We start from the raw sequence: 21,270 nt of genomic DNA on the forward strand, positions 1-21,270 counted from the left end.
CGCCCGGCTCCGGCCCCGCCCGGCAGCCCCACCCCCACCCCGGCCCCGCCCCCGCGGCCCAGGGAAAGGCGAAGGCCCCGGCGGCACCCTGGGGAAGGGTGGCCGTCGGGGCCTTCGGTGGTTCTGGTTGCGCCGCACCCGCGTGGCGAACGCTTCGCGTGCGGCGCGGAGTGCCGGTCAGGAGCGGGAGAGAGGGCCCGCTGGATTCCTACCCGGCGATCACATCAGGAGCTCAGCCCTGGAGGGAGGCAACCTTGATCGCCAGCGCCGACTTCTTGTTGGCGGCGGCGTTCTTGTGGATGACACCCTTCGAGACAGCCTTGTCGAGCGCACGCGAAGCGTCGCGGGAAGCCAGGGTGGCCTTCTCGACGTCGCCCGCGGCCACGGCCTCGCGGGCCTTGCGGATCGCGGTCTTGAGCGAGGACTTGACGGCCTTGTTGCGCAGGCGCGCCTTCTCGTTCGTCTTGTTCCGCTTGATCTGGGACTTGATGTTCGCCACGAAAGAGCCTTTGCAGGTTCAGAGTTTGATCTTCGGATTGCGTCTCGAACGGCTTGAGGCCATACGAGACACAGCTGCTCAGGCTACCAGGCACGCTCCGGGCGGCCCAAACCGGGCGCATGCCCCCGTCCATGGGACCATGGAGCGTATATAGAGACGACTTCCCGACTGCGACCCGAGAATCAGGACACTGCGTGCCCGCGATCCCCAGCCACGTGCCCGAGCCGAGCCGTACCGACCCGGCGCTGATCCGCAATTTCTGCATCATCGCGCACATCGACCACGGCAAGTCGACGCTTGCCGACCGGATGCTCCAGCTCACCGGTGTGGTGGACTCGCGGCAGATGCGCGCCCAGTACCTCGACCGCATGGACATCGAGCGTGAGCGCGGTATCACGATCAAGTCCCAGGCGGTCCGTCTGCCCTGGGCCCCGAACACGGGTGAGGACGAGGGCAAGACCCACGTCCTCAACATGATCGACACCCCGGGGCACGTCGACTTCACGTACGAGGTCTCGCGCTCCCTCGCCGCCTGCGAGGGCACCGTCCTGCTCGTGGACGCCGCGCAGGGCATCGAGGCCCAGACCCTCGCCAACCTGTACCTGGCGATGGAGAAGGACCTCGCGATCGTCCCGGTGCTGAACAAGATCGACCTGCCGGCCGCCCAGCCGGAGAAGTTCGCCGAGGAGCTCGCGAACCTGGTCGGCTGCCAGCCCGAGGACGTGCTGCGGGTCTCCGCGAAGACCGGTCTCGGCGTGGACGCGCTGCTCGACAAGATCGTCGCCACGGTTCCGGCCCCGGTCGGCCCCAAGGACGCCCCCGCCCGCGCCATGATCTTCGACTCGGTCTATGACTCGTACCGCGGTGTCGTCACCTACGTCCGTGTCGTGGACGGTCAGCTCAACAAGCGCGAGCGCATCCGGATGATGTCCACCGGCGCGACCCACGAGCTGTTGGAGATCGGCGTCTCCTCCCCGGAGATGACCCCCTCCGACGGCATCGGCGTCGGCGAGGTCGGCTACATCATCACCGGCGTGAAGGACGTCCGTCAGTCCAAGGTCGGTGACACCATCACCAGCCTGCACAACGGCGCGACCGAGGCCCTGGGCGGCTACAAGGACCCGCGGCCGATGGTCTTCTCGGGCCTGTACCCGCTCGACGGTTCGGACTACCCCGACCTGCGCGAGGCCCTGGACAAGCTCCAGCTCAACGACGCCGCGCTCGTCTACGAGCCGGAGACCTCGGCGGCGCTGGGCTTCGGCTTCCGCGTGGGCTTCCTCGGCCTGCTGCACCTGGACGTGGTCCGCGAGCGCCTGGAGCGCGAGTTCGGGCTCGACCTGATCGCCACCGCGCCCAACGTGATCTACCGCGTCGTCATGGAGGACGGCAAGGAGGTCAACGTCACCAACCCGAGCGAGTTCCCCGAGGGCAAGATCTCGGACGTGTTCGAGCCGGTCGTGCGGGCCACCCTGCTCGCGCCCTCCGAGTTCATCGGCGCGATCATGGAGCTCTGCCAGCAGCGCCGCGGCACCCTCCTCGGGATGGACTACCTCTCCGAGGACCGGGTCGAGATCCGCTACACGCTGCCTCTCGCGGAGATCGTGTTCGACTTCTTCGACCAGCTGAAGTCCAAGACGCGCGGTTACGCCTCCCTGGACTACGAGCCCACCGGCGAGCAGGCCTCCGGGCTGGTCAAGGTCGACATCCTGCTGCACGGCGACAAGGTCGACGCCTTCTCCGCCGTCACGCACAAGGACGCCGCCTACGCCTACGGCGTGCGCCTCGTCGCGAAGCTGCGCGGGCTCATCCCGCGCCAGGCCTTCGAGATCCCGATCCAGGCGGCCGTCGGCTCCCGCGTCATCGCCCGCGAGACCATCCGCGCCATCCGCAAGGACGTCCTCGCCAAGTGCTACGGCGGTGACATCTCCCGTAAGCGGAAGCTGCTGGAGAAGCAGAAGGAAGGCAAGAAGCGGATGAAGATGGTCGGCTCCGTGGAGGTCCCGCAGGAGGCCTTCATCGCCGTCCTCTCCAGCGACGAGTCCGGCAAGAAGAAGTAGCGGACGCCGGACGGATGTAAAGGGCGGGTCAAGAAGCGCGCCCGTCCCATGTCGTGAGAAACGGGCCCACATGCACCCGCATGGGGGCCCGTTTCGTTATGAAGCGGCCGCTCGCCGCCTCTTACGCGTCGGGCGGGCGGCCTCTAGTCTGATCACTGCTTGATGGTTACTCGCCAGTCACAAACTCGCCAGCCGTAACGCGCAGGTCCCCACCCGCCCGTCCCAAGCGCCCCACGCCCACGCACTGCCGCGTGGACCGGTCCGGAGGATGTCGTGAGCGACACACAGACCTTGATCGAGAACCGCCCGCCCACCGTGGCGGCCCTCTTCCTTGACCGCGTCGCGGCCACGCCGAACGCCGAGGCCTACCGCTATCCGGTCCCCGCGGCCGGCGGCTCGGGGGGCCCCGACGACTGGAAGTCGCTCAGCTGGGGACAGGCGGCCGAGCGGGTGTTCGCCATCGCCGCCGGTCTCGCCGACCTCGGACTCCAGTCGGAGGACCGGGTCGCGCTCGCCTCCAACACCCGGGTCGAATGGATCCTGGCCGACCTCGGCGTGATGTGCGCCGGCGCCGCGACCACCACCATCTACCCGAGCACCAACGGCGAGGAGTCGGCGTTCATCCTGGCCGACTCCGAGAGCCGGGTGCTGATCGCCGAGGACGCCAAGCAGCTGGCCAAGGCCCGCGCGCACCGCGCCGACCTGCCCCGCCTCGCCCATGTGGTGGTGTTGGACGCGGAGGACGCCGTCGCGCACGAGAGCGACCCCGAGGGCTGGGTGCTCTCCCTCGCCGAGCTGGAGGCGCGCGGCAAGGAGTACCTCGCCAAGCACCCCGAGGCGATCAGGGAGCGGATCGCGGCGATCACCGCCGATCAGCTCGCCACCCTGATCTACACCTCCGGCACCACCGGCCGCCCCAAGGGCGTGCGACTGCCGCACGACAACTGGTCGTACATGGCCAAGGCCACCGTCGCGACCGGCATGATCAACTCGGACGACGTCCAGTACCTGTGGCTGCCGCTCGCGCACGTCTTCGGCAAGGTGCTGACCTCCGGCCAGATCGAGGTCGGCCACGTCACCGCCATCGACGGCCGGATCGACAAGATCATCGAGAACCTGCCGATCGTGCAGCCGACCTACATGGCCGCCGTTCCGCGCATCTTCGAGAAGGTCTACAACGGCGCCGCCGGCAAGGCGCGCGCCGCCGGCGGGGCCAAGTACAAGATCTTCAAGTGGGCGGCCGGCGTCGCCCGCGAGTACGCCAAGGTCAGCCAGGACAACTTCCGGCGCACCGGCAACGCGTCCGTCCCCCTCGGCCTCGCCACCCGCCACAAGGTCGCCGACGCGCTCGTCTACTCCAAGCTCCGCGACGCCTTCGGCGGAAAGCTGCGCGCCGCGATCTCCGGCTCCGCGGCCCTCGCCCCCGACATCGGCTACTTCTTCGCCGGCGCCGGCATCCACATCCTGGAGGGCTACGGCCTCACGGAGTCCAGCGCGGCCTCCTTCGTCAACCCCGGTGAGGCCTACCGCACCGGCACCGTCGGCAAGCCGCTCCCCGGCACCGAGGTCCGCATCGCCGACGACGGCGAGATCCTGCTGCGCGGCCCCGGCATCATGCAGGGCTACCACGGGCTGCCCGACAAGACCGCCGAGGTGCTGGAGGCCGACGGCTGGCTGCACACCGGCGACATCGGCGAGCTCTCCCCGGACGGCTTCCTGCGCATCACCGACCGCAAGAAGGACCTGATCAAGACCTCGGGCGGCAAGTACGTCGCCCCGGCCGAGATCGAGGGCCAATTCAAGGCGATCTGCCCGTACGTCTCCAGCATCGTGGTCCACGGCGCCGACCGGAACTTCTGCTCCGCGCTGATCGCCCTCGACGGGCCCGCCATCCTGACCTGGGCGGCCGACCACGGCCTGGAGGGCAAGACGTACGCCGAGGTCGTGGCCGCGCCCGAGACGGTACGGCTCGTCGAGACCTACGTGCAGACCCTCAACGAGGGCCTCCAGCGCTGGCAGACGATCAAGCAGTTCCGGCTGCTGCCCCGTGACCTCGACGTCGAGCACGGCGACCTCACCCCGAGCCTCAAGCTCAAGAGGCCGGTCGTGGAGCGCGAGTTCAAGTACCTCATCGACGAGATGTACGCGGGCGCGAACGAGGCGTAGGCGCCCCCGGACCGGCCGCGGTCGCGGAGCGTAAACGACCTTCGGGCGGTGCGGGACAATGGGCTCATGCCTTCCGCACTGCCCGACGGTGAACCCATGCCCGAAGACGGCTCGCTGCCGTCGCACGCCCTGGCGGGCGCCGGCGAGCGGCCGCTCGGCTTCTACCTGCACGTCCCCTACTGCGCGACGCGCTGCGGGTACTGCGACTTCAACACCTACACGGCCACCGAGCTGCGGGGCACCGGCGGCGTGCTCGCCTCCCGCGAGAACTACGCCGACACCCTGATCGACGAGGTCAGGCTGGCGCGCAAGGTCCTCGGGGACGACCCGCGGGCCGTGCGCACCGTGTTCGTGGGCGGCGGCACGCCCACCCTGCTGCCCGCCGGGGACCTCGTGCGGATGCTGGCGGCGATCCGGGACGAGTTCGGGCTCGCCGAGGACGCCGAGATCACCACCGAGGCCAACCCGGAGTCGGTGGACCCGCGGTACCTCGCGGAACTGCGCGAGGGCGGCTTCAACCGGGTCTCCTTCGGCATGCAGAGCGCCAAACAGCACGTCCTGAAGGTGCTCGACCGCACCCACACGCCCGGACGCCCCGAGGCGTGCGTGGCGGAGGCGCGGGCGGCCGGCTTCGAGCACGTGAACCTCGACCTGATCTACGGAACGCCCGGCGAGTCCGACGAGGACTGGCGGGCCACGCTGGCGGCCGCGCTGGGGGCCGGGCCGGACCACGTCAGCGCCTACGCGCTGATCGTGGAGGAGGGCACGCAGCTGGCCCGACGGATCCGCCGTGGCGAGGTCCCGATGACCGACGACGACGTGCACGCCGACCGGTACCTGATCGCCGACTCGGTGATGGCCGAGGCCGGCTACTCCTGGTACGAGGTGTCGAACTGGGCCACCTCCGAGGCCGGGCGCTGCCTGCACAACGAGCTGTACTGGCGCGGCGCCGACTGGTGGGGCGCGGGCCCCGGCGCCCACTCGCACGTGGGCGGGGTGCGCTGGTGGAACGTGAAGCACCCCGGCGCCTACGCCGCGGCGCTGGCCGGGGGCCGGTCCCCGGGCGCGGGCCGGGAGCTCCTGTCGGACGAGGACCGGCGCGTCGAGCGGATCCTGCTGGAACTGCGGCTCGTGGACGGCGTCCCGCTGTCGCTGCTCGCCCCCGCGGGCCTGGCGGCGTCCCGACGCGCCCTGGCGGACGGACTGCTGGCCCCCGGCCCGTACGAGGCCGGGAGCGCCGTGTTGACCCTGCGGGGGCGGCTGCTGGCCGACGCGGTGGTCCGGGACCTGGTGGACTAGCCCGTCTCTTTCGGATCCTGCCGGGCCCCGTCAGGCGGTGACGTGGTCGATCAGGTGCTCCACCGCTCCCAGCAGGGTCGGCTCCAGGTCCCGGTACGAGCTCACCCTGGACAGGATGTGCTGCCAGGCGGCGCCCGTGTTCGGCGGCCAGCCCAGCGCCCGGCAGACGCCCGTCTTCCAGTCCTCCCCGCGCGGGACGACCGGCCAGGCCGCGATGCCCAGGGCGGACGGTTTCACGGCCTGCCAGACGTCCACGTAGGGATGGCCCACGATCAGGACGTGCGGGGAGGTCACCTCGGCCGCGATCCGCGACTCCTTCGAACCCGGCACCAGGTGGTCCACCAGGACGCCCAACCGGGCGTCGGCGGCCGGCGCGAAGTCCGCCACGATCGTCGGCAGGTCGTCGATGCCCTCCAGGTACTCCACGACCACGCCCTCGATGCGCAGGTCGTCGCCCCAGACCCGCTCCACCAGCTCGGCGTCGTGACGGCCCTCGACGTAGATCCGGCCCGCCCGGGCCACCCGGGCACGGGCCCCGGGGACGGCGAGCGAACCCGAGGCCGTACGGGCCGGGGCGGCGGGGGCGCGGGACGGGCGGGTCAGGGTGACCACCGCCCCGTCCAGCAGGAAGCCGCGCGGCTCCAGCGGGAACACCCGCCGCTTGCCGAAGCGGTCCTCCAGGGTCACCGTGCCGGCCTCGCAGGCCACCACCGCGCCGCAGAAGTCCGTACCGGCCACCTCGACCACCAGGTCGGGGTCCGCCGGCACCTCGGGCACGGCCTTGGCGCGCTTCCACGGCGGGGTCAGGTCGGGGGAGTACTCACGCATCCGGCGACCGTACGAGAGAGCCCGCGCTCACGCCGTCGACACGCCGAACCTCGTTGCCAGTGTGTCGCGTTGCGCACGGACGAAGGCCGCGTCGACCACCGCTCCGTGACCCGGCACGTACAGCGCGTCGTCGCCGCCCAGCGAGAGCAGCCGGTCCAGGGCCGCCGGCCACTGCCCGGGCACCGCGTCCGAGCCGGCCTGGGGTTCGCCCGACTCCTCGACCAGGTCCCCACAGAAGACGACCTCCCGTTCGCCCGGCACGAAGACCGCCAGGTCGTGCTGGGAGTGCGCGGGGCCGAGGTTCGCGAGCAGCACCTGTACGGCGCCCAGATCCAGCGTCCGCTCGCCCGACACCGGGTGCCCGGGCGCCACGACCAGGTCGGCGGCCTCCGCGGCCTCCGCCGCGTCCAGGCCCTGCGCGGTCGCGCTGTACCGCAGTTCCTCGCGGCCGGTGGGCGTCGACAGCACCTTGTCCAGGCCGACCGCCGCGTGGAACTCGGCGCCCGTGAAGGCGGAGCCACCCAGAACGTGGTCGAAATGTCCGTGCGTGAATGCGATATGGGTCACGTGCCGGCCGGTCAGCCGCTCCGCCTCGGCCCGCACCCGCGCACCCTCCCGCACGCACGAACCGGGGTCGACGAGAAGAACCGAATCGTCGCCCACCACCAGCCCCACCGTGCAGTCCCACACCGGCAACCGGCGCCGTCCGACCCGTCCGGTCAGCCGTTCCCAGCCCGCCTCTTCCCATTGCACGTCCATGCGGTGACGCTACCCTGGCGGGCCGCCCTTGCCTCCCGCGTACCACCCGGCCGTACACTGACCGGGGGATCTCTGGCACTCGAATGTGCAGAGTGCCAACAAGGCCCGCAACGGGACCGCACGACGACCGAAGACGACCGACCGCATCTGGAGGTGTGCGCGATGCTCAGCGAACGCAGACTCGAGGTGCTGCGCGCCATCGTCCAGGACTATGTCGGGACGGAGGAGCCGGTCGGCTCCAAGGCGCTCACCGAGCGGCACCGGCTCGGCGTCTCGCCCGCCACCGTGCGCAACGACATGGCGCTGCTGGAGGACGAGGGGTACATCGCCCAACCCCACACCAGCGCCGGTCGGATCCCCACCGACAAGGGCTACCGGCTCTTCGTGGACAAGCTGGCGGGGGTCAAACCGCTGTCCACCCCGGAGCGGCGGGCCATCCAGAACTTCCTCGACGGCGCCGTCGACCTCGACGACGTCGTGGGGCGCACCGTACGGCTGCTCGCCCAGCTCACCCGGCAGGTCGCCGTGGTGCAGTACCCGTCGCTGACCCGCTCCACCGTCCGGCACGTCGAGCTGCTGTCGTTGGCGCCCGCGCGCCTGATGCTCGTGCTGATCACGGACACCGGTCGGGTCGAGCAGCGGCTGGTCGACTGCCAGACGCCCTTCGGGGAGACCTCGCTCGCGGACCTGCGGGCGCGGCTCAACAGCCGGGTCGTCGGCCGTCGGTTCACCGACGTGCCGCCGCTGGTGCAGGACCTTCCGGAGTCCTTCGAGACCGAGGACCGGGCGACGGTCAAGGCCGTCCTCGCGACCCTTCTCGAAACGCTCGTGGAGGAGGCGGAGGAGCGGCTGATGATCGGCGGCACCGCCAACCTCACACGGTTCGGACATGATTTTCCCCTGACGATCAGGCCGGTGCTCGAAGCGCTGGAGGAGCAGGTCGTGCTCCTCAAGCTGCTGGGCGAGGCCAACGAGTCGGGGATGGCCGTGAAGATCGGGCATGAGAATGCCTACGAGGGACTGAACTCCACGTCCGTCGTCTCGGTCGGCTACGGTTCGGGCGGCGAAGCAGTCGCCAAACTCGGCGTGGTCGGACCGACCCGCATGGACTACCCCGGAACGATGGGAGCGGTACGCGCAGTGGCACGTTACGTCGGACAGATCCTGGCGGAGTCGTAAGTGGCCACGGACTACTACGCCGTTCTCGGCGTGCGCCGCGACGCATCGCAGGACGAGATCAAGAAGGCCTTCCGTCGCCTCGCGCGCGAACTCCACCCGGACGTGAATCCGGATCCGAAGACGCAGGAGCGCTTCAAGGAGATCAACGCGGCCTACGAGGTGCTCTCGGACCCGCAGAAGAAGCAGGTCTACGACCTCGGCGGCGACCCGCTGTCCTCCTCGGGCGGCGGCGGAGCGGGCGGCTTCGGAGCGGGTGGCTTCGGCAACTTCTCCGACATCATGGACGCCTTCTTCGGCCAGTCCCAGCAGCGCGGACCGCGCTCGCGGACCCGCCGCGGCCAGGACGCCATGATCCGCCTCGACCTGGAACTGGACGAGGCGGCCTTCGGGACGACCAAGGACATCCAGGTCGACACGGCCGTCGTCTGTACGACCTGCTCCGGTGAGGGCGCCGCCCCCGGCACCTCGGCGCAGACGTGTGACATGTGTCGCGGTCGCGGTGAGGTCTCGCAGGTCACCCGGTCCTTCCTGGGCCAGGTCATGACCTCGCGGCCCTGCCCGCAGTGCCAGGGCTTCGGCACCGTGGTCCCCACCCCGTGCCCCGAGTGCGCGGGCGACGGCCGGGTGCGGTCCCGCCGCAGCCTCACGGTCAAGATCCCCGCCGGTGTCGAGAACGGCACCCGCATCCAGCTCGCGGGCGAGGGCGAGGTCGGCCCCGGCGGCGGCCCCGCCGGCGACCTGTACGTGGAGATCCACGAGCTGCCGCACCCGACCTTCCAACGGCGCGGGGACGACCTGCACTGCACGGTCACCCTCCCCATGACGGCGGCGGCCCTGGGCACCAAATGCCCGCTGGAGACGCTGGACGGCATGGAGGAGATCGACATCCGGCCCGGCACCGGCTCCGGTCAGGCGATCCCGCTGCACGGGCGCGGCGTCACGCACCTGCGCGGCGGCGGGCGGGGCGACCTGATCGTCCACGTCGAGGTCACCACCCCCGGCAAGCTGGATGCCCAGCAGGAGGACCTGCTGCGCCAGCTCGCGAAGCTGCGCGGCGAGGAGCGGCCGATGGGCCAGTTCGCGCCGGGCCAGCAGGGTCTGTTCAGCCGTCTGAAGGACGCGTTCAACGGCCGCTGACCGGCCGTCGGCGTCATCTCGTACGAGCCCGATCCGGGGATGTCCCGGGTCGGGCTCGACGCCGTGCGGGGCGGGGCGCGACACGGGGTCGAGCGACTTCGCAGGCGGACTATGCCAGGCGAATGCGATGATTCGGCCCGGTGCGCGGGACGTGGCACGATGCAGTCCATGTCCTCCTCGCCGAACGGTCTCACCCCTTACCCGATCGTGCAGGCGCCCATGGCGGGCGGCGCCTCCTGTCCGCCGCTGGCCGCCGCCGTGTGCGAGGCGGGCGGGCTGGGCTTCCTGGCCGGCGGCTACAAGACCGCCGACGGGATGTACCAGGAGATCAAGCGGCTGCGCGCGCTCACCCGACGTCCGTTCGGCGTCAACCTCTTCATGCCGCAGACCGGCTACGTGGACCCGGCCGAGATCGAGACGTACCGGGGACAGCTCGCGGGCGAGGCCAACTGGTACGAGGTGTCGTTGGCCGAGGAGGACATCATCGGCACCTCCGACGACGGCTACGAGGCCAAGCTGGCCATCCTCGTCGAGGACCCCGTCCCCGTCGTCTCGTTCACCTTCGGCTGTCCCCCCGCCGCCGTCTGTACCCGGCTGCGCGAGGCCGGCACGTACACCGTCGTCACGGTGACCTCGGTGGAGGAGGCCCGCGCCGCCGAGGCGGCGGGGGCCGACGCCGTCTGCGTCCAGGGCGTCGAGGCGGGCGGCCACCAGGGCACGCACCGCGACGACCCCGAGATCGACGGCACGGCCGGGGTCGGACTGCTCGTCCTGGTCGCCCGGGTACGGGAGGCCGTGGCCCTCCCGATCATCGCGGCGGGCGGGTTGATGCGCGGCGCGCAGATCGCGGCGGTGCTCGCGGCGGGCGCCGAGGCCGCCCAGCTCGGCACGGCCTTCCTGGCCTGTCCGGAGTCGGGCGCGCACCCCCTGCACAAGAAGGCGCTGACGAACCCGCTCTTCCCGCACACGGAACTCACCCGCGCCTTCTCCGGCCGGCCCGCCCGGGGCCTGGTCAACCGCTTCATGCGGGAACACGGCCCGTACGCCCCGGCTGCCTACCCGCAGGTCCACCACCTGACCTCGGGCCTGCGCAAGGCGGCGGCCGCCGCCGGGGACCCGCAGGGCATGGCCCTGTGGGCGGGGCAGGGCCACCGGCTGGCGCGGACGCTGCCGGCCGGGGAGCTGATGGAGGTGCTGGCGGCCGAACTGGCCGAGGCGCAGAGCGCGTTGAAGGTGTTGCAGATGAGGAGAGCGTCATGACGGCCCCCGTGTTCGTGGTCGAAGAGGTCCCCGCGGGGCCCGAGTTCACCCTGGAGGGCCCCGAGGGCCGGCACGCGGTGTCGGTCAAGCGGCTCAACCCCGGCGAGGCGGTGGTCCTCACGGACGGCCGGGGCCGCTGGGCCGACGCCGTCGTGAAGGCCGCCGAGGGCAAGGACCGGCTCGTCGTGTCCGTGTCCGGATCCTTCGAGGAGCCGGCGCCCACCGTCCGCGTCACCGTCGTGCAGGCCCTGCCGAAGGGCGACCGGGGCGAGGTCGCCGTGGAGACCATGACCGAGACCGGCGTCGACGCGATCGTGCCCTGGCAGGCCTCGCGCTGCATCACGCAGTGGCGCGGCGACCGGGGCGCCAAGTCCCTCGCCAAGTGGCGCAACACGGCCCGGGAAGCGGGCAAGCAGTCCCGCCGGGTGAGCTTTCCCGAGGTGGCCGAGGCCCTCTCGACGAAGCAGGTGGCGGCGCTCCTCGCCGAAGCCGACCTGGCCGTGGTCCTGCACGAGGACCGCGACGCCCCCTCCGGAGCCCTGGCGACGGCCGAACTGCCGTCGTCCGGGTCCGTCGTCGTGGTCGTCGGCCCCGAGGGCGGGGTCTCCCCGGAGGAACTCGCGACCTTCGCTGAAGCCGGCGCCCTGCCGTACCGGCTGGGGCCCTCGGTGCTGCGCACCTCCACCGCCGGGACCGCCGCGGTCGCCGTCCTGCTGGCCCGCACGGGGCGCTGGGGCTGAGCGGCCCCGCCGGAAACCCCTGGCCGGGGCGGGGGCGCCGGCGGATACGATGCCGGGACCGATCACCTTCACGGGAGGCTCAGCAATGGCCGGGGAACCCCAGGCGGACTGCCTGTTCTGCAAGATCGTCGCGGGCGAGATCCCGGCGACCGTCGTCCGGGAGACCGAGACGACCGTCGCCTTCCGGGACATCAGCCCCAAGGCGCCCACGCACGTGCTCGTCATCCCGAAGGTCCACTACCCCGACGCCGCCTCCCTCGCGGCCGCCGAGCCGGGCGTCGCCGCCGACGTGCTGCGCGAGGCCGGTCAGGTCGCCGCGGACGAGAAGGTCGTCGACCGGGGCTACCGGGTCGTCTTCAACACCGGCGCCGGCGCCGGGCAGACCGTCTTCCACGCGCACGCGCACGTCCTCGGCGGCCGCGGCCTCCAGTGGCCCCCCGGATAAGCCGTGTCCGTAAGAGAGTTCGTGGTGCTGGGCACCGCAAGCCAGGTTCCCACCCGAAGCCGCAACCACAACGGCTACCTGCTGCGCTGGGACGGCGAGGGCATCCTCTTCGACCCGGGCGAGGGCACCCAGCGCCAGATGCTGCGCGCCGGGGTCGCCGCGCACGACATCAACCGGATCTGTGTCACCCACTTCCACGGTGACCACAGCCTCGGCCTGGCCGGGTTGATCCAGCGGATCAACCTCGACCGGGTCCCGCACCCGGTCACCGCGCACTACCCGGCCTCGGGGCAGAAGTTCTTCGACCGGCTCCGGTACGCCACCGCCTACCGCGAGACCGTCCCGCTCCGAGAGGAACCGGTCGCCGCCGACGGCCCGTTGGCGCGCGAGGCCGGATACGTCCTGGAGGCGCGACTGCTCTCGCACCCGGTGGAGGCCTTCGGCTACCGGCTCGTCGAACGGGACGGGCGCCGCATGGTGCCCGAACTGCTCGCGGAACGCGGGATCAAGGGGCCGGACGTGGGCCGGCTGCTGCGCGAGGGGGAGTGGAACGGCGTCACCCTGGACGACGTCAGCGAGCACAGGCCCGGGCAGCGGTTCGCCTTCGTCATGGACACCCGGCTCTGTGAGGGCGTGTACGCGCTCGCGGAGGGCTGCGACATGCTCGTCATCGAGTCGACCTTCCTCGACGAGGACGAGCGACTCGCCACCGACCACGGGCACCTGACCGCAGGTCAGGCCGCCCGGGTGGCACGCGACGCCGGCGTCCGACACCTGGTGCTGACGCACTTCTCGCAGCGCTACTCCGACCCGACCGAGTTCGAGCGACAGGCCCGCGCGGCCGGCTACGCGGGCGAACTGACGATCGCCGCCGACCTCGTACGGGTACCGGTGCCGAAGCGGAGCCAGGCCGCCTAGACGGAGACCCGCCGGTCGGGCGCCCTGTCCTCGGTGCGGGCGCGGGCGCGCCGGGCCGCCGGGGAGAGCAGCAGCACCCGGCGGGGCAGCCGGCGCACGGGGCGCACCGAGATCTCGGCGACCTCCAGCTCCGGTGCGCCGATCCGGGGCACCGCGCCCGTCGGGGCGCCCGCGCTCGCGGCCAGCACGGCCGCCGGCGCGCCACCGCGGCGCCGGACCGAGCCCGGTACCAGCGGGCGGCCGCCCGCGTGCAGCGCGACGGCGGTCATCGGCCAGGCCACCGCCAACAGCAGGACGCCCAGGGTCAGGCCCATCACGGGGAAGCCGACGGCCTCGGCGAGCAGACTGCCGGTGACGGGCCCGCACGCCACCCCGAGGGAGGAGGCGGAGCCGGCCAGCACCGCCCAGCGGCCGCGCGGGTCCAGGGCCGCCGCCAGCCCGATGACGTAGGACAGGACCACCGGGTAGAAGGCGTTCCAGAGGATCTCCCCGGCCGCGAAGCCGCCCAGGCCCCGCGCGGAGGTGGCCACCACCACGCAGCAGGCGATCACCGCGGTCCCCGCGCCGATCGGGACGGCCCGGCCCCACCGGGAGCCGAGGGCCGAGGCGGCCGTGACACCGACCAGGCCGGCGCCCAACGCCGCGGCGAAGACCATGCCGAGGGTGACCTCGGACAGGCCCGCCTGCTCGGCGCCGATCCGGCCGCTGACCCCCCACAGCGAGTTCTGGGCGAGCGACCACAGCAGCAGGCCGCCCGCCAGGACCACCCCGGCGCGCGGGTAGGGAAGGCGCCCGGAGGTCCGTACGGCGGGGCCGGGGTCGGCCGGGCCGCCGAGTCGGGAGGCCGCGGGCCAGACCGCCGCGGCCACCAGCGCGATCGCCGCGAACGGCAGCCCGTGCCCCAGCAGGTCGCCGCCGAACCGGGGCAGCGTCAGGTAGAGCGCGCCCGCGGTCGCCGACACCGACAGCAGTCCGAGGGCGGAGGTGCGGTGCGGTCGCGCGTCCCGGCGATCCCGGAGGCGGCCACGGCGGTCGCCGTCCCCGAGCCGAAGCCGCCGACCACGGCGCCCACGACGACGAGGGGCAGCAGGGAGGTCGACGCCGCGGCGCCGTAGCCCGCGACGGCGAGCAGCAGCCCGAGCCGGGCCAGGGCGCGGGGCCCGTGCCGGGGGATGCGGGAGGCCAGGGTGAATCCGGCGCCGGCGGATCCGAGCAGCAGGGCCGAGCCGATCAGCCCGGCCTGGGCGGGACTCAGCGGAAGGTACGCGTCGAGCCGGCCGACCACGGTCGGGAGGAGGTAGGGCGCCGCGTATCCGGCTGTGAAAAGGGCCACCAGGGGCCAGGCGGCGGGGTGCGCGGACGAGGGCGCGGGGGAGGTGATCGACACGGGTGTTTCCGTTGCTGCGCAGCTGGAACGAGGGTTCCGGAGAGTGGGCGGTGCACCTGTTTATCAAGCGCCGGCCGGTCGACAGAAGAGCGTGCTGGCGGTGATGTGCGTCACACTGGGGTTTGCGCCGGTCGAACCGGGGCATGGGTGGCTGCTTTCCACCTCAAGCCGACTTGCAGAAACGACTCTTCGACACATCCACGAGACTTCGAACCGCACACGCACGAAACGGGGAGCACACCGTGACCAGTCGGGACAGCCGCATCAGCCGACCCATGAAACTGGACCCGCTCGGTCCGGTGCGGGATCCCCAAGAACCGGGCTGCGACGTCTTCCTGACGGGAACGGTCTTCCTCGACATCATCTTCACCGGCCTGGACTCCGCCCCGGTCCGCGGCACGGAATCCTGGGCGCGCGGCATGGGCTCCAGCCCCGGCGGTGTCGCCAACATGGCCGCCGCGCTCGCCCGGCTCGGCCTGCGGACCTCGCTCGCCGCCGCCTTCGGGGACGACCACTACGGCGAGTACTGCTGGGACGCGCTCGAACAGGGCGAGGGCATCGACCTGTCGATGTCCCACACCCTCCCCGGCTGGCACAGCCCCGTCACCGTCTCGATGGCGTACGAGGGCGAGCGCACGATGGTCTCCCACGGCCACGAGGCCCCGCCCCCGGCCGGCCCCGACCCCTTCCCGCTCTGCCCGCCCCGAGCCCGCGCGGCCGTGGCCTCGCTGGCACCGGGCCGGGGCGAGCCCTGGGTCGCCGAGGCGGCCCGGCAGGGCTCGCTGGTCTTCGCCGACGTGGGCTGGGACGAGAGCGGGCGCTGGGACCTGGGGGCGCTGGCCGACCTGGAGCACTGCGAGGCCTTCCTGCCGAACGCGGGCGAGGCGATGCGGTACACCCGGACCGACTGTCCGCGCGCGGCGGCCCGGGCGCTGGCCGAAAGGGTGCCGCTCGCGGTGGTGACCATGGGCGCGGAGGGCTCGTACGCCGTCGACGGCCGGACCGGGGAGACGGCGGAGGTCCCGGCGATCGCCGTGGACGCGCTGGACCCGACGGGCGCCGGCGACGTGTACGTGGCGGGGTTCGTGACGGGCACCCTGGCGGAATGGCCGCTCGCCGACCGGCTGGCCTTCGCGGGGCTGACGGCGGCCCTGTCGGTCCAGGAGTTCGGCGGCTCCCTGTCGGCCCCCGGATGGCCGGAGGTCGCCCACTGGTGGCAGACGGCCCCGGCCGAGCTGCGGGGCCGGTACGCCTTCCTGGAGGAACTCGTCCCGTCCGGGGCGACACCGGGACCGAGGCGCCGCGCCGTGCCCACGATCGGCTTCCGGCACCCGGTCTAGGTCGCCTCTCCGGGACACCGCCGGATGCGCGGGCCGGCCACCGTCGGACCCCGTCGGGGCGCGCGCCCCGACCGGCCGGGACGCGTGCGGGAAAACCTCTCGGGGAAGCGGCGGCGGAGACGTACCCTTGGTAGTCCGGAGGTCGACGACCCGAGCGACCCCTCAGTGGGAGGTATGCGCAGGCCACAGTGCCGGCCCATGACTCAGACACCGACAGCCCGCACCCCCGCGCCGGGCCAGGCGCGCGCCCACTTCACCGTTCCGGCCACCCATCCCATGGTGACCGTGCTCGGATCGGGCGACGCCCTGTTGCGCGTGATCGAGAAGGCCTTCCCGAAGGCCGACATCCATGTTCGGGGCAATCAGGTCAGCGCGATCGGCGACGCGGCGGAAGTCGCGCTGATCCAGCGCCTGTTCGACGAGATGATGCTGGTGCTCCGCACCGGGCAGTCGATGACGGAGGACGCAGTGGAACGCTCGATCGCCATGCTCAAGGCGAACGGCAACGGCAAGGGCGACGCCGGGGACGAGACGCCCGCCGAGGTGCTCACCCAGAACATCCTCTCCAGCCGCGGTCGGACCATCCGTCCCAAGACCCTCAACCAGAAGCGGTACGTCGACGCGATCGACAAGAACACGATCGTGTTCGGCATCGGTCCCGCGGGCACCGGCAAGACCTACCTGGCCATGGCCAAGGCGGTCCAGGCCCTGCAGTCGAAGCAGGTCAGCAGGATCATCCTGACCCGTCCCGCCGTCGAGGCGGGCGAGCGGCTCGGCTTCCTGCCGGGCACCCTGTTCGACAAGATCGACCCGTACCTGCGCCCCCTCTACGACGCGCTGCACGACATGATCGACCCGGATTCCATCCCGCGGCTCATGGCCGCCGGGACCATCGAGGTGGCGCCGCTGGCCTACATGCGGGGCCGCACCTTGAACGAGGCGTTCGTGGTGCTCGACGAGGCACAGAACACCACCACCGAGCAGATGAAGATGTTCCTCACCCGGCTCGGCTTCGACTCGAAGATCGTCGTCACCGGTGACGTGACGCAGGTCGACCTCCCGGGCGGGGCCAAGAGCGGTCTGCGTCAGGTGCAGGACATCCTGGAAGGGGTGCCGGACATCCACTTCTCGCGGCTCACGTCCGAGGATGTCGTCCGGCACAAGCTGGTCGGCCGTATCGTCGACGCGTACGAGAAGTACGACGACAGCCGGGACCCCACGCAGTCCCGGAACGGCTACCAGCGGAAGTAGAACCCAGCGCACCATGTCGATCGACGTCAACAACGAGTCCGGAATCGAGGTCGACGAGCAGGCGATCCTCGACATCGCCCGCTACGCGCTCGCCCGGATGAGGATCCACCCGCTGTCCGAGCTGTCCGTCATCGTCGTCGACGAGGCGGCGATGGAGCAGCTCCACATCCAGTGGATGGACCTGCCCGGACCCACCGACGTCATGTCCTTCCCGATGGACGAACTCCGTCCGCCGGCGAAGGACGACGAGGAGCCCCCGCAGGGGCTCCTCGGCGACATCGTCCTGTGTCCCGAGGTGGCCAAGCGGCAGGGCGAGGAAGCGCCGACGCGGCACTCCATGGACGAGGAGCTCGGGCTCCTGACGGTCCACGGGGTGCTGCATCTGCTCGGGTACGACCACGAGGAGCCGGACGAGAAGGCCGAGATGTTCGGCCTCCAGGCGGCCATCGTCGACGGCTGGCGCGGTGAGCGCGGCCTGACCGGTCCGTCACCCGCGCCCACCGTCTCGTGAACGCCCTCCAACTCATCACCGGCGCGGTCCTGCTGGTGGTGGTCGCCTGGTTCGCGGCGTGCGCCGAGTCCGGGATCGCCCGCATCTCCGCCTTCCGGGCCGAGCAGGCCGTACGGGAGGGGCGGCGCGGCAGCGCGAAGCTCCTCCAGGTCTCCGCCGACCCCACCCGCTACCTCAACGTCGCCCTGTTGGTGCGGGTGACGTGTGAGATGGCGGCGGGCGTGCTCGTCACGTACGTCTGCCTCGACGAGTTCGGCGACACCTGGACCGCGCTGCTCGTGGCCATCGGGGTCATGGTGCTGGTGTCGTTCGTCGCCGTGGGGGTGTCGCCGCGCACCATCGGCCGGCAGCACCCGCTGAACACGGCGACGGCGGCCGCGTACGTCCTCGTGCCGCTGGCCCGGGTCATGGGGCCGATCCCGCAGCTCCTCATCCTCCTCGGCAACGCGCTCACGCCCGGGAAGGGCTTCCGCAAGGGGCCGTTCGCCTCCGAGGCGGAACTGCGGGCCATGGTGGACCTGGCGGAGAAGGAATCGCTGATCGAGGACGACGAGCGCCGCATGGTGCACCAGGTCTTCGAACTCGGGGACACCCTGGTGCGCGAGGTGATGGTGCCGCGCACGGACCTGATCTGCATCGAGCGGTACAAGACGATCCGTCAGGCGACCACGCTGGCCCTGCGGTCCGGTTTTTCGCGCATCCCGGTGACCGGGGAGAACGAGGACGACATCGTCGGGATCGTCTACCTCAAGGACCTCGTCCGCAAGACGCACATCAGTCGTGAGGCGGAGTCCGACCTGGTCTCCACGGCGATGCGGCCGGCGGTGTTCGTGCCCGACACGAAGAACGCCGGTGACCTGCTGCGCGAGATGCAGTCGGTGCGCAACCACGTGGCCGTCGTCATCGACGAGTACGGCGGCACGGCGGGCATCGTCACCATCGAGGACATCCTCGAGGAGATCGTCGGCGAGATCACCGACGAGTACGACCGCGAGCTTCCGCCCGTCGAGGACCTGGGCGAGGACCGCTACCGGGTCACGGCCCGGCTCGACATCACCGACCTCGGCGAGCTGTTCGGCGTCGAGGCCTTCGACGACGAGGACGTGGAGACGGTCGGCGGACTGCTGGCCAAGGCGCTGGGGCGGGTGCCGATCGCCGGTGCCTCGGCGATCGTGGACCTGCCCGAACCGGACGGGCGGCCCCTGCGGTTGACGGCCGAGTCCCCGGCGGGCCGACGGAACAAGATCGTGACGGTGCTGGTGGAGCCGGTGGTCGCGGCGGCCGGCGAGGGCGAGGAGGGCTCGGAGTGACGCCGGGGCAACTGCGTGCGTTCTGCCTGGACTTCAACGAGGCGGTGGAGGAGTTCCCCTTCACCCCCGAGACCTCGGTGTTCAAGGTGCTGGGGAAGGTGTTCGCGCTGTCGGCGCTGGGTGCCTCGCCGTTGAAGATCAACCTGAAGTGCGATCCGGACCTCGCGGTGCGGCTGCGGGCCGATCACGAGGCGATCGTGCCGGGTTGGCACATGAACAAGCGGCACTGGAACACGGTGACGGTGGGCGGGCTGCCGGATGCGATGGTCCGGGAGCTGGTGGAGGACTCGTACGACCTCGTGGTCGCCGGGCTGCCGAAGGCGGAGCGGCTGCGGCTCGACCGGCCGTGACGCGGGGGAGCCGAGAGGTCTGATCCGAGGTTTCGGGGGATGGAATCCGGCAGGGCCGAAGGTCGCCGCCCTCCGGGACCAACGGATCGTCGGCCACTCGCGGCCGGCGCTTAGGTTTGGTGCATCCCGAGCAAGATCCGTCTGCCGGGTACCCCGCGTTCACGGGGGGACGAGGGGTTGGAGGGGAGAGCGCCTCGGTGGGGTCGTCGCACGGCCCGCCGAGGCGCTCCCTATGCTTTCGCCCATGACCCAAAGCACCGCGAACATCGGGATCGACCCCGAGGACAGCAAGATCATCACGCTGGCGCGCAGCGCCCGCGCCCGCAACGGGGTGCCCGAGGGTGCGGCGGTCCGGGACGAGACGGGTCGCACGTACGTCGCCGGGACCGTGGACCTGGCCTCCCTCAAGCTGAGCGCGCTCCAGACGGCCGTCGCCATGGCCGTGGCCAGCGGGGCGCAGTCCCTGGAGGCCGCGGCCGTGGTCAGCGCGGCCGACGCGCCGGCCGACGCCGATCGCGCCGCGGTCCGCGACCTCGGCGGCCCCGACACCCCGGTCCTCCTCGCGGCCCCGGACGGCACCCTCAGGTCCACGACCCCGGCCGGCTGACAGGCACGGGGGAGCGGCCGCCGCGTTCCCGACGTCCGCCGGGCCGGGCCGGGCCACGCCCGGCCGGCGGCGCGGAACGCTCAGGCCGTTGACGCGGTCACGGCGGGACGCCGGCGGATGACCATCGCCATCAGCGCGGCCATCGCGCACAGGCCGCCCGAGGCGTACCAGACCAGGTCGTACGAGCCGAAGGCGTCGCGGGCCAGGCCACCCAGGAAGGCCACCACGGCCGCGCCCACCTGGTGCGAGGCCAGGACCCAGCCGAAGACGATCGCGCCGTCCTCCCCGAACTGCTCCCGGCACAGCGCGATGGTCGGCGGGACGGTGGCGACCCAGTCCAGGCCGTAGAAGATGATGAAGAAGACCATCGGCGGGTGGACGGACGGGGCCAGCAGCATCGGCAGGAACATCAGCGAGATCCCGCGCAGGGCGTAGTACACGGCCAACAGGCGGCGCGCCTCGAAGCGGTCGGTGAACCAGCCCGAGGCGATCGTGCCGACCACGTCGAACACACCGATCACCGCCAGCAGTCCGGCGGCGGCCGTCACCGGCATGCCGTGGTCGTGGGCCGCCGGCACGAAGTGGGTCCGCACCAGGCCGTTCGTGGAGGCGCCGCAGATCGCGAAGGTGCCGGCCAGCAGCCAGAAGGGGCCGGTGCGGGCCGCCTTGAACAGCACCGACAACGCCCGGCGCGCGGCTCCCGGGACCGGTGCGGGCTTCTCCGCGTACGGGCCCCCGTACGGCGCGAGGCCCACGTCCGCCGGGTGGTCGCGCAGCAGCAGCCAGACGAACGGGACGACCACCAGCGCCGCGAGCGAGACCGTGACCGCCGCCGGCCGCCAGCCGTGGTGCTCGACCAGCCAGGACAGCAGGGGCAGGAAGATCAGCTGGCCGGAGGCCCCGGCGGCGGTCAGGATGCCCGTGACGAGTCCGCGCCGGGCGGTGAACCAGCGGTTGGTGACGGTCGCCGCGAAGGCCAGTGCCATCGAGCCGCTGCCCAGGCCCACCAGCACGCCCCAGAACAGGATCAGTTGCCAGGACTGGGTCATCCAGAGGGTGGCCACGGTGCCGCCGGATATGACCAGCAGGGCGACGGCGACCACCTTGCGGATGCCGAAGCGGTCCATCAGGGCCGCCGCGAAGGGTGCGGTGAGCCCGTAGAGGGCGAGGTTCACCGAGACGGCGAAGCCGATCGTGCCGCGCGACCAGTCGAACTCGTGGTAAAAC

At 71.8% G+C, this 21,270-nt stretch carries 18 protein-coding genes and 2 pseudogenes; 15 read left to right on the forward strand and 5 right to left on the reverse strand.

Going from position 1 to position 21,270, the window contains the following annotated elements:
* Positions 1-232: 232 nt before the first annotated feature.
* Positions 233-499 carry a 30S ribosomal protein S20 gene (rpsT, locus tag OTB19_RS34160; protein WP_053681998.1) on the reverse strand — a complete coding sequence of 89 codons (267 nt, stop codon included), beginning with the start codon at positions 497-499 and terminating at the stop codon, positions 233-235.
* Between the two features lie 194 nt (positions 500-693).
* Between rpsT and lepA the strand changes: the two genes are divergently transcribed.
* From lepA to hemW, 3 genes are all read left to right on the forward strand, one after another.
* Positions 694-2,556: a translation elongation factor 4 gene (gene lepA, locus OTB19_RS34165; RefSeq protein ID WP_267802609.1), complete on the forward strand. Its 1,863-nt coding sequence runs from the start codon at positions 694-696 to the stop codon at positions 2,554-2,556.
* 273 nt (positions 2,557-2,829) lie between these two features.
* Positions 2,830-4,722: an AMP-dependent synthetase/ligase gene (locus OTB19_RS34170; RefSeq protein ID WP_267802610.1), complete on the forward strand. Its 1,893-nt coding sequence runs from the start codon at positions 2,830-2,832 to the stop codon at positions 4,720-4,722.
* Positions 4,723-4,788: 66 nt separating this feature from the next.
* Positions 4,789-6,021 carry a radical SAM family heme chaperone HemW gene (gene hemW / locus OTB19_RS34175; protein WP_267802611.1) on the forward strand — a complete coding sequence of 411 codons (1,233 nt, stop codon included), beginning with the start codon at positions 4,789-4,791 and terminating at the stop codon, positions 6,019-6,021.
* A 30-nt stretch (positions 6,022-6,051) separates the two neighbouring features.
* Here hemW and OTB19_RS34180 read toward each other — a convergent pair whose 3' ends face one another.
* Both OTB19_RS34180 and OTB19_RS34185 read right to left on the reverse strand, forming a co-directional pair.
* Entirely contained in the window at positions 6,052-6,849 is a 798-nt protein-coding gene (locus tag OTB19_RS34180; RefSeq protein WP_267802612.1) for a DUF3097 domain-containing protein, read from the reverse strand.
* A 27-nt stretch (positions 6,850-6,876) separates the two neighbouring features.
* Positions 6,877-7,608 (reverse strand): MBL fold metallo-hydrolase, encoded by a 732-nt coding sequence (locus OTB19_RS34185; RefSeq protein WP_267802613.1) that lies wholly within the window; start codon positions 7,606-7,608, stop codon positions 6,877-6,879.
* Between the two features lie 162 nt (positions 7,609-7,770).
* On the opposite strand from OTB19_RS34185, the gene hrcA reads away from it, so the two are divergent.
* The 6 genes from hrcA to OTB19_RS34215 all read left to right on the forward strand — a co-directional run bounded on the left by hrcA (position 7,771) and on the right by OTB19_RS34215 (position 13,287).
* Complete coding sequence (gene hrcA, locus OTB19_RS34190) at positions 7,771-8,787, forward strand: heat-inducible transcriptional repressor HrcA (protein ID WP_267802614.1); 1,017 nt, start codon at positions 7,771-7,773, stop codon at positions 8,785-8,787.
* Positions 8,788-9,924: a molecular chaperone DnaJ gene (gene dnaJ / locus OTB19_RS34195; RefSeq protein WP_267802615.1), complete on the forward strand. Its 1,137-nt coding sequence runs from the start codon at positions 8,788-8,790 to the stop codon at positions 9,922-9,924.
* A gap of 168 nt (positions 9,925-10,092) precedes the next feature.
* Entirely contained in the window at positions 10,093-11,184 is a 1,092-nt protein-coding gene (locus tag OTB19_RS34200) for a nitronate monooxygenase (protein ID WP_267802616.1), read from the forward strand.
* Positions 11,181-11,924 (forward strand): 16S rRNA (uracil(1498)-N(3))-methyltransferase, encoded by a 744-nt coding sequence (locus OTB19_RS34205; RefSeq protein WP_267802617.1) that lies wholly within the window; start codon positions 11,181-11,183, stop codon positions 11,922-11,924. Before OTB19_RS34200 ends, OTB19_RS34205 begins: the two co-directional genes overlap by 4 nt.
* Positions 11,925-12,009: 85 nt before the next feature.
* Positions 12,010-12,369, forward strand: a complete 360-nt coding sequence (locus OTB19_RS34210) for a histidine triad nucleotide-binding protein (protein ID WP_267802618.1) — start codon at positions 12,010-12,012, stop codon at positions 12,367-12,369.
* A 3-nt stretch (positions 12,370-12,372) separates the two neighbouring features.
* A complete protein-coding gene (locus tag OTB19_RS34215; RefSeq protein ID WP_267802619.1) occupies positions 12,373-13,287 on the forward strand; it encodes a ribonuclease Z in 915 nt (304 codons plus the stop codon).
* Here the strand turns inward: OTB19_RS34215 and OTB19_RS34220 are convergent.
* A pseudogene (locus OTB19_RS34220) lies at positions 13,284-14,668 on the reverse strand (MFS transporter). The gene OTB19_RS34215 and the pseudogene OTB19_RS34220 sit on opposite strands and share 4 nt — an antisense overlap.
* A 281-nt stretch (positions 14,669-14,949) precedes the next feature.
* Between OTB19_RS34220 and OTB19_RS34225 the strand changes: the two are divergent.
* The 6 genes from OTB19_RS34225 to OTB19_RS34250 all read left to right on the forward strand — a co-directional run bounded on the left by OTB19_RS34225 (position 14,950) and on the right by OTB19_RS34250 (position 20,043).
* Positions 14,950-16,014: a PfkB family carbohydrate kinase gene (locus tag OTB19_RS34225; RefSeq protein WP_267802634.1), complete on the forward strand. Its 1,065-nt coding sequence runs from the start codon at positions 14,950-14,952 to the stop codon at positions 16,012-16,014.
* Between the two features lie 198 nt (positions 16,015-16,212).
* Positions 16,213-17,265, forward strand: a complete 1,053-nt coding sequence (locus tag OTB19_RS34230) for a PhoH family protein (RefSeq protein WP_267802620.1) — start codon at positions 16,213-16,215, stop codon at positions 17,263-17,265.
* Between the two features lie 13 nt (positions 17,266-17,278).
* Positions 17,279-17,776, forward strand: a complete 498-nt coding sequence (gene ybeY / locus OTB19_RS34235; protein WP_053681985.1) for an rRNA maturation RNase YbeY — start codon at positions 17,279-17,281, stop codon at positions 17,774-17,776.
* Positions 17,773-19,086, forward strand: a complete 1,314-nt coding sequence (locus OTB19_RS34240) for a hemolysin family protein (RefSeq protein WP_267802621.1) — start codon at positions 17,773-17,775, stop codon at positions 19,084-19,086. Before ybeY ends, OTB19_RS34240 begins: the two co-directional genes overlap by 4 nt.
* Positions 19,083-19,436 (forward strand): MmcQ/YjbR family DNA-binding protein, encoded by a 354-nt coding sequence (locus OTB19_RS34245; RefSeq protein WP_267802622.1) that lies wholly within the window; start codon positions 19,083-19,085, stop codon positions 19,434-19,436. The genes OTB19_RS34240 and OTB19_RS34245 overlap by 4 nt, the downstream gene beginning before the upstream one ends.
* Before the next feature lie 244 nt (positions 19,437-19,680).
* On the forward strand, positions 19,681-20,043 hold the full coding sequence (locus OTB19_RS34250) for a cytidine deaminase (protein ID WP_267802623.1): 363 nt from the start codon (positions 19,681-19,683) through the stop codon (positions 20,041-20,043).
* 80 nt (positions 20,044-20,123) lie between these two features.
* Here the strand turns inward: OTB19_RS34250 and OTB19_RS34255 are convergent.
* Positions 20,124-21,263 (reverse strand): annotated as a pseudogene (locus OTB19_RS34255) (MFS transporter); the annotation flags it as partial.
* Positions 21,264-21,270: the final 7 nt, after the last annotated feature.

Source organism: Streptomyces sp. H27-H5 (assembly GCF_026627505.1).
GTDB lineage: Bacteria > Actinomycetota > Actinomycetes > Streptomycetales > Streptomycetaceae > Streptomyces.